Origin of the sequence: Acidovorax benzenivorans (assembly GCF_028680575.1) — a bacterium.
Taxonomy (GTDB): domain Bacteria; phylum Pseudomonadota; class Gammaproteobacteria; order Burkholderiales; family Burkholderiaceae_C; genus Acidovorax; species Acidovorax benzenivorans.
Map to the genome: position 1 here is coordinate 250,918 of NZ_JAPCKI010000004.1, position 12,992 is coordinate 263,909.

At 65.2% G+C, this 12,992-nt stretch carries 8 protein-coding genes; 3 read left to right on the plus strand and 5 right to left on the minus strand.

Annotated features, from left to right (window positions below; genetic code table 11):
• Positions 1–71 precede the first annotated feature (71 nt).
• The 4 genes from egtB to OIN59_RS09315 form a co-directional block, all read right to left on the minus strand.
• A complete protein-coding gene (gene egtB, locus OIN59_RS09300) occupies positions 72–1,289 on the minus strand; it encodes an ergothioneine biosynthesis protein EgtB (RefSeq protein WP_407655079.1) in 1,218 nt (405 codons plus the stop codon).
• 12 nt (positions 1,290–1,301) lie between these two features.
• A complete protein-coding gene (gene egtD / locus OIN59_RS09305; protein WP_274109502.1) occupies positions 1,302–2,219 on the minus strand; it encodes an L-histidine N(alpha)-methyltransferase in 918 nt (305 codons plus the stop codon).
• A gap of 240 nt (positions 2,220–2,459) precedes the next feature.
• Entirely contained in the window at positions 2,460–3,050 is a 591-nt protein-coding gene (locus OIN59_RS09310; RefSeq protein ID WP_274109504.1) for an OmpW/AlkL family protein, read from the minus strand.
• A 128-nt stretch (positions 3,051–3,178) separates the two neighbouring features.
• The gene (locus tag OIN59_RS09315) at positions 3,179–4,165 is read right to left on the minus strand and encodes a DUF808 domain-containing protein (protein ID WP_274109506.1); all 987 of its coding nucleotides are present in this window, start codon (positions 4,163–4,165) and stop codon (positions 3,179–3,181) included.
• A 243-nt stretch (positions 4,166–4,408) separates the two neighbouring features.
• On the opposite strand from OIN59_RS09315, the gene OIN59_RS09320 reads away from it, so the two are divergent.
• Positions 4,409–5,095 carry a class I SAM-dependent methyltransferase gene (locus OIN59_RS09320; RefSeq protein ID WP_274109892.1) on the plus strand — a complete coding sequence of 229 codons (687 nt, stop codon included), beginning with the start codon at positions 4,409–4,411 and terminating at the stop codon, positions 5,093–5,095.
• A 211-nt stretch (positions 5,096–5,306) separates the two neighbouring features.
• Here the strand turns inward: OIN59_RS09320 and purL are convergent, their stop codons facing one another.
• On the minus strand, positions 5,307–9,314 hold the full coding sequence (gene purL, locus OIN59_RS09325; protein ID WP_274109894.1) for a phosphoribosylformylglycinamidine synthase: 4,008 nt from the start codon (positions 9,312–9,314) through the stop codon (positions 5,307–5,309).
• 137 nt (positions 9,315–9,451) lie between these two features.
• Between purL and map the strand changes: the two genes are divergently transcribed.
• Complete coding sequence (map, locus tag OIN59_RS09330) at positions 9,452–10,267, plus strand: type I methionyl aminopeptidase (RefSeq protein ID WP_274109508.1); 816 nt, start codon at positions 9,452–9,454, stop codon at positions 10,265–10,267.
• Positions 10,268–10,362: 95 nt separating this feature from the next.
• A complete protein-coding gene (locus tag OIN59_RS09335) occupies positions 10,363–12,963 on the plus strand; it encodes a [protein-PII] uridylyltransferase (protein WP_274109510.1) in 2,601 nt (866 codons plus the stop codon).
• The last annotated feature ends 29 nt before the right edge of the window (positions 12,964–12,992 follow it).

Consider the following 12,992-nt stretch of genomic DNA (forward strand, 5'->3'; position numbering starts at 1 on the left):
AGAGCCCTGCCGCGCCGAAACGCATGGCTCGCCCGTGTCGACGGCAGCCATCAGGACTGCGGCGTACGGCATCAACCCAAGTCGCGCGCCAGCCGGATGCCCGTGAACTGCCAACGTGCGGTGGCCGGGAAGAAGTTACGGTAGGTCAGCCGCTCATGCCCCGGTGGCGTGGCGCAGGACGAGCCCCGCAGCACGTACTGGTTGACCATGAACTTGCCGTTGTATTCGCCGACGGCACCTGCCGCCACCTGAAAGCCGGGGTATGGCGCGTAGCTCGACTGCGTCCATTGCCAGGCCACGCCAAAAAGCTGCTCCATGGGGTGGACCTCCTGCGCGGCCGCGTGCTCCCATTCGGCCTCTGTGGGCAGGCGCGCACCCACCCAGCGTGCGTAGGCATCGGCCTCGTAGTACGACAGGTGCAGCACCGGCTGGCCGCCCTGCAGCGGCTGCAGGCCGGTCAGTGTGAAGTGATGCCACGCGCCTTCTTCCATGCGATGCCAGTACAACGGCTGCTCCAGACCCTGCGCCGCCCGCCAGTCCCAGCCTTCGGCCAGCCAGAGCAACGGGTTGCGGTAGCCGCCATCTTCCACAAACGCCAGGTACTCGGCCTGCGTCACCAACCGCGAGGCCAGCGCATAAGGGTGCAGATACACGCGATGGCGCGGGCCCTCGTTGTCAAAGGCAAAACCGCTGCCAGCGTGGCCGATCTGGGCAAGCCCCTCGCCAAAGGTGTGCCACACCAGCGCTTCGGTTGCCTCCGGCGCCACAGTATCCGAAACCTCAGCATAGGCAGGGAACAAGGGGTTGCAAGACAGCAGGTGCTGGATGTCGGTGAGCATCAGCTCCTGGTGCTGCTGCTCGTGCTGCAAGCCCAGTTCGATCAGGCCGCGCAACGCGGCATCGTGTGCCACGGTGGGTAGCAGGCGTGCCATGCGGGCATCCACATTGGCCCGGTAGGCCAGCACCTCGTTCAGCGCAGGGCGTGTCAGCAGCCCGCGCTGCGGGCGCGGGTGCTTGGCCCCCACGCCGTTGTAGTAGGAGTTGAACAACACCCGGAACGCAGGCGCAAACGGCGTAAACCCTGCCTCGTGGGCTTCGAGCACAAAGGTTTCAAAGAACCAGGTGGTGTGGGCCAGGTGCCATTTGGTGGGGCTGGCGTCCGGCATGGACTGCGCGGCGCAGTCCTCGGGCGACAAGGGAGCCGCCAGTGCCACGGAGCGGCTGCGCACGGCGTTGTAGCGCGACAGCAGTGCGTGGGGTGCTTGGGGTGCGAGGGATGTCATGGTCATTGCGGCCACCGATCAAGGACGGGCGTGGACCACCGCAAACCAGCCCCGCTCGTCCGTCCACGCCTGGGCCTGCGCAAAACCAGCACGCGCGAGCATATCGGTGAACACGGGCAACGGGTATTTGTAGCTGTTCTCGGTGTGGATGCGCTCGCCTCGGTCAAACCTGCGGCCGCCACCCGGCCAGTACACCTCGGTGTCGGAGGCGGCCTCCAGGTGCATTTCGATGCGCGACGCCTCGGTGTTGAAGAACGCACGGTGCTGCCACTGCGCCACATCGAAGTCGCTGCCGATCAAGCGGTTCACGTGGCGCAGCACGTTGCGGTTGAACTCCGCCGTCACCCCTGCCGCATCGTCATAGGCAGCCTCCAGCACCGCCACGTCCTTGGGCAGGTCGATGCCGATGAGCAGGCCACCGTCGTCGTCAATGAGCTCGCGCATGTGGGCCAGCAGCTCCAGCGCATGCGGGGGGTCGAAGTTGCCAATAGACGAGCCCGGGTAAAACACGAGACGCCCGGTGCGGGGAATGTCGTCGGGCAGTGTCACGCCCAGGGTCATGTCGCCCGCCAGCGCGCGGGCATCCAGCGCCGGGAAGTCATCACGCAGCCCCTGCACCGCTTGCTCCAGAAAGTCTGCCGAAATGTCCACGCCCACAAAACACGCCGGCTGCACCAGGCGGCACAGGGTGCGGGCCTTTTGGCAGTTGCCCGCGCCCAGTTCGATCAGGGTGCGGCCCGCGCCCACAGCGCCCGCAATGCTGTCTGCATGCGTCTGCATCAGGGCCATCTCAGTGCGCGTGGGGTAATACTCCGGCAGGCGCGTGATGGCTTCAAACAGCTGCGAGCCGTGCTGGTCGTAAAAATACTTGGGGGAGATGTGTGCGGGCCGCTGAGTCAGCCCGTGCGTGATGTCGGAGTAGCGAGGCAGGCGCATGGGTCGTCAAGACGTTAGAGCGGCAGCGCCGCCGGGTGTTCAAAAGTAGAGGCACCTGGGGCGCCCGCATTGCGGCACGCCCCACACGCTCCCTCACGCCATTGTGCTTTGCCTCGCTGACGGCTGTGTGTAGGCCATTTGCGCACCCACAAAAAAAAGGGCTGGCGCATGCGCCAGCCCTTTTCCCCTTGGAGAACTCTTGCTGTCAGGAACACAGGGCCCGCCTGGGGCCCTGCCCCCTTAGAAGCGCCAGCCCAGACCCACGCCCACCAGAACGGGGTCTACCTTGAAGGTGCCCAGCTTGGCACCGCCTGCGCTCACGTCGGTCTTGATGAAAACCTTCTTCACGTCGAAGTTGAGGTACAGGTTCTTGGCCAGTGGGATGTCCACACCCACTTGCAATGCAGGGCCGAAGCTGTTGCGGTCAATGTCTACACCTGCGGGCAGGTTCACGCTGGAGAAACGCGTGTAGTTCAGGCCTGCGCCCACATAAGGCTTGAAGCCAGCGGCTTCGAAGTGGTACTGCAGCAGCAGCGTGGGTGGCAGGTGCTTGAGCGTGCCGATGGCGGTAGCGCCAGCGCTGAGCGTGTGCTTTTGAGGCACCGTGAGAACCAGCTCGGCCGCAATGTTCTTGTTGAAGAAGTAGGTGACATCCACTTCAGGAATGGTCTTGTCGTTGATCGACAGGCCCAGCGGTGTGCTGTCCTTGTTGGCGCTGTCCAGGTGCACCGCACGTGCACGGACCATCCAGGGGCCCTCAGCCTGTTGCGCCAGGGCAGCGCCAGAAGACAGGGCACAGAGGACGGCGACAGCCAGCAGGTTCTTTTTCATGGTATTCACATCGGTTGGACGGGGACGACCCCCGTGCATGTATTGAACCGCTGCGCCCCCCACCCGGCCTTGCCTTACCTCAAGGCATTGGTACTAACCCTTAGATCTATATCAAGGAATACCCACTATCAGGCTAAGGACTTGCCACGCAGGCGCTGTACCAGTGTCACCCCGGCCAGCACCAGGCCTCCCGCCACGATGCCCACCACCGCGTTCAGCAGGTTGGGCACCAACATGGCCCACAGCCCGCCCACAGGCCATTGCGCCGCAGCCGTGCCCGCAGCCTCGACGGCATGGTGCAGCGCAGGCACGCCGTGCACCAGAATGCCGCCGCCCACCAGGAACATCGCCGCAGTGCCCGCAATGGACAGGCCCTTCATCAGCCAGGGGGCCGCGCGCAGAATGCCCGACCCGAGGGCGCGCGCTGCGCTGCTGGCCTTGCTGTTAAGCCACAGCCCCAGGTCGTCGAGCTTGACGATGCCCGCCACCAGGCCATACACGCCGATGGTCATGATCACCGCGATGCCGGACAGCACGGTCAGCTGCTGCACGAAGGGCGCGGAGGCCACGGTGCCCAGCGTGATAGCAATGATTTCGGCCGACAGGATGAAGTCAGTGCGCACAGCGCCCTTGATCTTGTCCTTTTCAAAGGCCACCAGATCCACCGCCGGATTGGCATTGGCCTTGGCATGGCTTTCGTGTTCGGCCTCGTCCTCATGCTGGGCGTGCAGCAACTTGTGCGCCACCTTTTCAAAGCCCTCAAAACACAAGAAGGCGCCCCCCACCATCAGCAGCGGCGTCACAGCCCAAGGCGCAAAGGCGCTGATCAGCAGCGCAGCGGGTACCAAGATGACCTTGTTGATGAACGAGCCCTTGGCCACCGCCCACACTACGGGGATCTCGCGCTCGGCGCGCACTCCGGTCACCTGCTGGGCGTTGAGTGCCAGGTCGTCCCCCAGCACACCCGCCGTCTTCTGCGCGGCCACCTTGGTCATCACCGACACATCGTCGGCCATGGCTGCGCTCTTCTTGGCCGCCACCTTGGTCATCAAGGCCACATCGTCGAGGATGGTGGCGATATCGTCGAGCAAAGCAAGCAGGCTGCCAGCGGCCATGGAGATTCCTTGGGGTTAGTCGAAAAAAACGGCGGACATGCCGCCACGTGTGCGCCGCACTATAGCAACGCACGCAACGCACAGACAACAGCAGCGCAAGATCCGCCATGGTGCAGCGGCGACACCATCCATAGATCGCCCCACGGCGCCTGCGAACACGCCTGGCTGGCCACCAGGCGCATACTCGCGCCCTCTCATCCACTACCCGCTATGGGGCCTTCTGCGGGCTTCACCGCCCCCACCATGCCCGGTTACCTGACCAAGCAAGAAGACATCACGATCACCGGCGTGGCCGACCTGATCATCCAGTCACTGCTCGACAAGCAGCAGTTTGCCGACCCGCTGGGCGCCGCTGAGGCGTTGGGCATTTCATCGGCCGCATGGCCTCTGTTCGGCCTGTTGTGGCCCTCTGGCGCGCAGCTGGCCCAGCGCATGGCCAGTCGGCCCCTGCTGGCGGGCGAACGCGTGTTGGAGATCGGCTGCGGCCTGGGCCTGGCCAGCCTGGTGTGCCACCGGCGCGGGATGGATGTCACCGCCAGCGACTGCCATCCGCTGGCTCAGCAGTTCTTGCAGGAAAACGCGCGCTTGAACGGCCTGGCGCCCATGAAGTACCGCACAGGCCAATGGGGTTCCGATGCGCCAACACTGGCCAACGCGGTGGAGGGTCAGTTTGACCTCATCATGGGAAGCGATGTGCTGTACGAACGCGACGCCCGTGCGTCCCTGGCCACCTTTTTGGACCACCACGCGGGCGATGGCGCGCAGATCTGGATCGTGGACCCGAACCGGGGCAACCGCTCCACCTTCCACAAGCAGATGGCCGTGCACCGTTTTGAGGTGATCGAAGAGCGTCTGGACCACCCGGCCCTGGACGACCGCCCCGCCTACAAAGGCCGATTGCTGGTGTACGAGCGCAAGGCGGCGGCATAACCCTCTTTGAATCGCCGTCGGCGGTGTTCCTCCCCGTTGCCCCCTCACTGCGAGGCATCCCTGGGCTTGCCCTATAGCCCGCCCGCATCACGCATGGGGCTCAGGCCGCCCAAGCCACAAAAAAGGCCGTGCCCCGTGAGGGCCCGGCCTTGGTTGTGGCAACCACCGCAGTCGCGGCGAAGCGACGGTGTGACGGTTCAGCGAAGGGTGATCAACCGACCCACTTGCGCGCGTTGCGCCAGATGCGCATCCAGGCGCTGTACTCCACCTTGTCTTCGCTCGTCCAGCTCATCTGCACATTGCGGAACACACGCTCGGGGTGCGGCATCATGGCCGTGAAGCGACCGTCCGCCGTGGTCACCGCCGTGAGGCCCCCAGCACTGCCGTTGGGGTTGAAGGGGTACTGATCCGTGGCGCGGCCATGGTTGTCCACGTAACGCATCGCTGCAATGGCCTTGTCTGCGTTGCCCCGGTACTTGAAGTTGGCATAGCCCTCGCCGTGCGCCACCGCAATCGGCAGGCGGCTGCCCGCCATGCCTTGCAGGAACAGGCTGGGTGATTCGAGCACCTCCACCAGCGAGAGGCGGGCCTCGAAACGCTCGCTCTGGTTGGTGGTGAAGCGTGGCCAGTCCTGCGCGCCGGGGATGATGTCGGCCAGCTCGGCAAACATCTGGCAGCCGTTGCACACGCCCAGGCCAAACGTGTCCGTGCGGCCGAAGAAGCCCTGGAACTGCGCGGCCAGCACGGGGTTGAACGTGATACTGCGCGCCCAGCCGATGCCCGCGCCCAGCGTGTCGCCGTAGCTGAAGCCGCCGCAGGCGACCACACCCTTGAAGTCTTCGAGCTTGACGCGGCCGGTCTGCAGGTCGGTCATGTGCACGTCGTAGGCCTCAAAGCCCGCCTCGGTAAAGGCGTAAGCCATTTCGATGTGCGAGTTCACGCCCTGCTCGCGCAGGATGGCGACCTTGGGTTTTGCCAAGTTGAGGAACGGCGCGGCCACGTTATCAGCCGCATCGAACGTGAGGTGCACGTGCATGCCAGGATCGGTGGGCTCGCCCGCTGCGGCATGCTCGGCATCGGCATTGGCGGGGTTGTCGCGCTGCTGGCAGATCTTCCAGCTCACGGCGTCCCACACCTGGTGCAGATCGGCCAGCGGGGCGCTGAACACGGCCTTGGCATCGCGCCAGACCTGGAGTTCGCCCTTGCCAGCGTCGATCTCAGACGATGCCGGGCGTGTCTTGCCCACAAAGTGGCAGAACTTGGACAGACCATGCGCACGCAAGGTTTGCATCACATCGTTGCGCTCGGCGGTGCGCACCTGCAGCAGCACGCCCAGCTCTTCATTGAACAGGGCCTTGAGGGTCAGCTCATCACGGCGCGCGCCCACTTGGCCTGCCCAGTTCTTGGCATCGCCCGTGTCCATGCGGCTGTCGTTGATGCCATCCCCCTCGGTGACCAGCAGGTCCACATTCAGCGCCACACCCACATGGCCTGCAAAGGCCATTTCGGCAGCCGCCGCCAGCAGGCCGCCATCGCTGCGGTCGTGGTAGGCCAGGATCTGGCCCTTGGCGCGCAGTGCATTCACGGCGTTGACGAGGTTGACCAGGTCCTTCGGATCGTCCACATCGGGCACCACGTCGCCGCTCTGATCCAGCGTCTGGCCCAGGATGCTGCCGCCCATGCGGTTCTGGCCCTTGCCCAGGTCGATCAACACCAGCGTGGTGTCTGTCTCGGTGGCGTTGAGCTGGGGGGTGAGCGTGCCACGCACGTCGGACAGCGAGGCAAACGCGCTCACGATCAGGCTGACGGGAGACGTGACCTTCTTCTTGTCCGAACCTTCGCTCCATTGCGTGCGCATCGACAGCGAATCTTTGCCCACGGGGATGGACACGCCCAACGCGGGGCACAGCTCCATGCCCACGGCCTTCACGGTTTCGTACAGCGCGGCGTCTTCGCCCGGCTCGCCGCAGGCGGCCATCCAGTTGGCCGACAGCTTCACGCGCGGCAGCTCAATGGGCGCTGCCAGCAGGTTGGTGATGGCTTCCGCCACCGCCATGCGGCCCGACGCGGGCGCATTGATGGCGGCCAGCGGCGTGCGCTCGCCCATGCTCATCGCCTCGCCTGCAAAGCCCTTGTAATCGGCCAGCGTCACGGCGCAATCGGCCACGGGCACTTGCCAGGGGCCGACCATCTGGTCACGGTGCGACAGGCCACCCACGGTGCGGTCGCCAATGGTGATGAGGAAGCGCTTGGACGCCACCGTGGGGTGGGCCAGCACGTCGATCACGGCCTTTTGCAGCGGCACGCCGGTCAAGTCCATCGGTGCGAATTCGCGCACCACGGTGGTCACGTCACGGTGCATCTTGGGCGGCTTGCCCAGCAGCACGTTCATGGGCATGTCCACGGGCAGCTTTTGGTCGCCTGCCGTGGCAGCTGGGTCGTGCAGCACCAGCTGGCGCTCTTCGGTGGCCGTGCCGATCACGGCAAACGGGCAGCGCTCGCGCTCGCAGAAAGCCTGGAACAGGGGCAGCGACTCGGGCGCAATAGCCAGCACGTAACGCTCTTGCGACTCGTTGCTCCAAATTTCCTTGGGCGCCATGCCCGACTCTTCGAGCTGCACGGCACGCAGGTCAAAGCGTGCGCCCCGGCCTGCATCATTGGTCAGCTCGGGGAAGGCGTTGGACAAACCGCCTGCACCCACGTCGTGGATCGCCAGGATGGGGTTGTCGGTGCCCTGCGCCCAGCAGTGGTTGATGACCTCTTGCGCACGGCGCTCGATCTCGGGGTTGCCACGCTGCACCGAGTCAAAGTCCAGCTCGGCCGCATTGGTGCCCGTGGCCATGGAGCTGGCGGCGCTGCCGCCCATGCCGATGCGCATGCCGGGGCCACCCAGCTGGATCAGCAGCGAGCCTGCGGGGAATTCAATCTTCTTCGTCAGCTCGGCATCGATCACGCCCACGCCGCCCGCGATCATGATGGGCTTGTGGTAGCCGCGCTGCACGCCGCCGACGTTCTGCTCGTACTCGCGGAAGTAGCCGTTCAGGTTGGGACGGCCGAATTCGTTGTTGAACGCCGCGCCGCCCAAGGGGCCTTCGACCATGATCTGCAGCGGGCTGGCGATGTGCTCGGGCTTGCCCACGGTGCTGCCCCAGAGCTTGGACACCGTGAAGCCCGTCAGGCCCGCCTTGGGCTTGGAGCCCCGGCCGGTGGCGCCCTCGTCGCGGATCTCGCCACCCGCGCCGGTGGAAGCGCCGGGGAACGGGGAGATGGCCGTGGGGTGGTTGTGGGTTTCCACCTTCATCAGCACATGCTGGGTGACGCTACTCTTTTGATAGCTGCTAGCGCTTGATGAATCAGCGCCAGAGGCCATTTTGGCTACAAACCGCTCGACCAGGTGGCCTTCCATGACCGAGGCGTTGTCCGAATACGCGATCACCGTGTGCTGCGGCGCCAGCTGGTGCGTGTTGCGGATCATGCCGAACAGGCTCTTGTCCTGCGCCACGCCGTCGATGGTGAACTCGGCGTTGAAGATCTTGTGGCGGCAGTGTTCGCTGTTGGCCTGGGCGAACATCATCAGCTCCACATCGGTGGGGTTGCGCGCGAGGCCCGTGAAGGCGGTCACGAGGTAGTCGATTTCGTCATCGGCCAGGGCTAGGCCAAAGCGGGTGTTGGCAGCCTCGAGCGCAGCGCGGCCACCGGCCAGCACGTCCACATGCTCCATGGGCGCGGGCTGCAGTTCGGTGAACAGGGCGGCAGCGCCACTGCGGTCGGCCACCACCGATTCGGTCATGCGGTCGTGCAGCAAGGCGGCCACCTGGGCCAGTTGCTCGGCAGTCAACTCTGGGGTCTTGCCCAGCAGGCCCGATTTCAGGCTGATGCGGTATTCGGTGATGCGCTCGACCCGGCGGATGGCGATGCCGCAGTTGCGGGCAATGTCGGTGGCCTTGGAGGCCCAGGGCGACAGCGTGCCCAGGCGGGGCGTAACAAAGAGCACGGCGCCATCTTCAGGGCCCGCATAGGGGTCGCCGTAGGTCAGCAGGGCCGCCAGGCGTTCTTGTTCAAACGGCGTGGGGGCCGCATCGGTGGCGACCAGGTGCACGAAACGCGCCGCAATGCCACTGATCTTGGGGTGGATCGCCTCCAGGGCGGGTTGAAGTTGCTGGGCGCGGAAGGAGCTGAGGGCGTTGCCGCCCGCCAGCGTGGTCATGTGCAAGGTCACGGTAGCGGCCTGTTGGGGGGTGTCAGGGGTAGAGGGTGGCTCCGGGCGCCAGCGTGCAACCAGCACCGGAGCTCTCCATTTTACCGGGCATGGCCCGGTCGCCTGCGCAGCCGGGGGCCCAATGGGATAATTGCAGCATGAGCATCACCATCAAAAGCGCCGAGGACATCGAGGGCATGCGCCTAGCCTGCCGTCTGGCCTCCGAAGTGCTGGACTACATCACGCCGCACATCAAGCCCGGCATCACCACCAAAGAGATCGACCGCCTGGGCGCCGAATGCATGGCCCAGCAAGGCACCATCTCAGCCACCGTGGGCTACCAGCCGCCTGGTTATCCGCCCTACCCGGCTTCGCTGTGCACCTCGGTCAACCACGTGGTGTGCCACGGCATCCCCAACGACAAACCGCTCAAGAAGGGCGACATCGTCAATGTGGACGTGACCGTGATCACCAAGGACGGCTGGTACGGCGACAACAGCCGCATGTTCCTGATCGGCGAGTGCTCGATCGCCGCCAAGCGCCTGTCGGCACTGACCTTCGAGGCCATGTGGCATGGCATCGTGCAGGTCAAGCCCGGCGCCCGCCTGGGGGATATCGGCCACGCGATCCAGAAGTTTGCCGAAGGGCATGGCTTCTCGGTGGTGCGCGAGTTCTGCGGCCACGGAATTGGCAAGAAGTTCCACGAAGAGCCCCAGGTACTGCACTACGGCAAACCCGGCACGCTAGAAGAACTGGTGCCCGGCATGATGTTCACCATCGAGCCCATGATCAACGCAGGCCGCCGCGAGGTGAAGGACTTTGGCAACGACGGCTGGACCATCGTGACCAAGGACCACAGCCTGTCGGCCCAGTGGGAGCACACCGTGCTGGTCACGCCCACGGGGTACGAGGTGATGACGCTGTCGGCGGGCTCGCCACCACTGCCGCCGTTTGTGACCGCTACGACCACCTGATCAGGCCCCGCGACGCCGATGCCCCCCCTTGACGCACCGGCGCTCGCACAACTCTTGCATGGCATTTTCATGGCCCCTACCTGCACACACCGACCATGACTGAACTCCATGCCCTGCGAGATGCCTACCGCAGCGACAAGGCTGCCCTGCTGGCGGCCATGAAATCCACCGGTGCCTCCACGCGCGGCATCCGTGTGTTGCTGCGCAAACTGTCGTCGCTGGCGGGCAACCTGCTGCAGACTTTGTGGCTGCGCGCCCAGTTGCCCGATGACATGGCCCTGGTGGCGGTCGGCGGCTTTGGGCGCGACCAACTGTTCCCATACTCCGATGTCGATGTCCTGCTGCTCTTGCCAGACGGCGCGGCACCCGAAACCGGCAGCGCATTGCGCACAAAGCTGGAAGGCTTTATCGGCAGCTGCTGGGACACGGGCCTGGAGATCGGGTCGAGCGTGCGCACCGTGGCAGAGTGCCTGGCCGAGAGCGCGGGCGATGTCACGGTGCAGACCTCGCTGCTCGAATCGCGGCTGGTCTGCGGCAATGCGGCGCTGTTTGCCGAATTCCAGCGCCAGTACCGCGCGCAAATGAACCCTGAGGCTTTCCTGGTGGCCAAGACGCTGGAAATGCGCCAACGCCACACGAAGTACGAGAACACGCCCTATTCGCTGGAGCCCAACTGCAAGGAATCCCCTGGAGGTCTGCGGGACCTGCAGATGATCCTGTGGGTGTCGCAGGCCGCCGGGTTAGGCAGCAACTGGAAGGAGCTGGCCGCCAGCGGCCTGGCCACCGCGTTCGAAATGCGCCAGATCGAGCGCAACGAGGCGCTGCTGTGCCTGATCCGCGCCCGCCTGCACGCAGCGGCTGGGCGGCACGAGGACCGCCTGGTGTTCGACCTGCAGACGGCGGTGGCCGAGTCGTTCTGCTATCGCTCACAGGCGCCTGATGGATCGCGCCTGCCGATGCGTGCCAGCGAAACGCTGATGCGCCGCTACTACTGGGCGGCCAAGGCGGTGTCGCAACTCAGCCAGATCCTGCTGCTCAACATCGAAGAGCGCCTGAACCCGTCCACCCACGAGCCGCGTCCGATCAACGAGCGGTTCTTCGAGAAGGCGGGTCTGATCGAGGTGGCCAGCGACGACCTCTACACCCGAGACCCCCATGCGATCCTGGAGACCTTTCTGCTCTACCAGACCACGGTGGGGCTCAAGGACCTGTCGGCACGCACCCTGCGCGCGCTCTACAACGCACGCGGCGTGATGGACAGCGCCTTCCGGCGCGACCCGGTCAACCGCGATGCCTTCATGCGCATCTTGCAGCAGCCCTCAGGCATCACCCATGCCATGCGGCTCATGAACCAGACCTCGGTGCTGGGGCGCTATCTGTGGCCGTTTCGCCGCATCGTGGGGCAGATGCAGCATGACCTGTTCCACGTCTACACGGTAGACCAACACATCCTGATGGTGCTGCGCAACGTGCGCCGCTTCTTCATGGCGGAGCATGCGCACGAATACCCGTTCTGCTCGCAGTTGGCGGGCGGGTGGGACAAGCCCTGGATTTTGTATGTGGCGGCGCTGTTTCACGACATTGGCAAAGGACGGGGTGGCGATCACTCGCAGATCGGCGCAGAGGAAGTACGGCGCTTTTGCCGCCAGCATGGCGTGGACCGCGAAGATGGCCGACTCATCGAGTTTCTGGTGCGCGAGCACCTGACCATGAGCACCGTGGCGCAAAAGCAGGACCTGAGCGACCCCGATGTGATCGCCGCCTTTGCGCGCCGCGTGGGTAACGAGCGCAACCTCACGGCCATGTACCTGCTCACTGTGGCGGATATCCGCGGCACCAGTCCCAAGGTCTGGAACGCCTGGAAGGGCAAGCTGCTGGAAGACTTGTACCGCGCCACGCTGCGCACCCTGGGCGGCCGCGCCCCTGATGCAGCCGCCGAAATCGAAGCCCGCAAGCGCGAGGCGCTGGTGCTGCTGGCGCTCAACGCCCTGCCCTTCGAGGCGCACAAGGCACTCTGGGCCACACTGGACGTGAGCTATTTCATGCGCCATGACGCCGCCGACATTGCCTGGCATACACGGCACCTGTCGCGCCATGTGGGCGCCACTCGGCCCGTGGTGCGCGCCCGCCAGTCACTAGCGGGTGACGGCCTGCAAGTGATGGTCTACGCTGCCGATCAGGCCGACCTGTTTGCGCGCATCTGTGGCTACTTCGACCGCGTGGGCTTCAGCATCCTAGATGCGCGGGTGCACACCGCCAACAACGGTTATGCGCTGGACACCTTCCAGGTGGTGGCCTCTTCGGCATCGGAGCAGCCCGGGCACTACCGCGAACTGACCCACATGGTCGAGAGCGACCTGATGCGAGTGATCGAGGAAGGTGGCCCCTTGCCAGAGCCCACCCGCAAGCGCGTGTCACGCCGGGTCAAGAGCTTTCCGGTGGCGCCCCGCGTTACCTTGCGGCCTGACGAAAAAGCGCAGCGTTGGCTGCTGGCGATCTCGGCCAGCGACCGTGCCGGCCTGCTCTACCTGGTGACACGCATCCTGGCGCAGCACCACCTGAGCGTGCAACTGGCCAAGGTCAGCACCCTGGGCGAACGGGTGGAGGACACGTTTCTCATCCAGGGCCCCGAACTGCAGAACAACGCCCGCCAGATCCAGATCGAGACCGAGCTGCTGCAGGAACTATCGTCCTGAGCCCACTTCACCACAGCCCCAGAGGGAGC

Coding starts and splice junctions, on each gene's coding strand:
- egtB (WP_407655079.1), bottom strand. CDS start 1,289: ATGACCATGACATCCCTCGCACCCCAAGCACCCCACGCACTGCTGTCG.
- egtD (WP_274109502.1), bottom strand. CDS start 2,219: ATGCGCCTGCCTCGCTACTCCGACATCACGCACGGGCTGACTCAGCGG.
- OIN59_RS09310 (WP_274109504.1), bottom strand. CDS start 3,050: ATGAAAAAGAACCTGCTGGCTGTCGCCGTCCTCTGTGCCCTGTCTTCT.
- OIN59_RS09315 (WP_274109506.1), bottom strand. CDS start 4,165: ATGGCCGCTGGCAGCCTGCTTGCTTTGCTCGACGATATCGCCACCATC.
- OIN59_RS09320 (WP_274109892.1), top strand. CDS start 4,409: ATGCCCGGTTACCTGACCAAGCAAGAAGACATCACGATCACCGGCGTG.
- map (WP_274109508.1), top strand. CDS start 9,452: ATGAGCATCACCATCAAAAGCGCCGAGGACATCGAGGGCATGCGCCTA.
- OIN59_RS09335 (WP_274109510.1), top strand. CDS start 10,363: ATGACTGAACTCCATGCCCTGCGAGATGCCTACCGCAGCGACAAGGCT.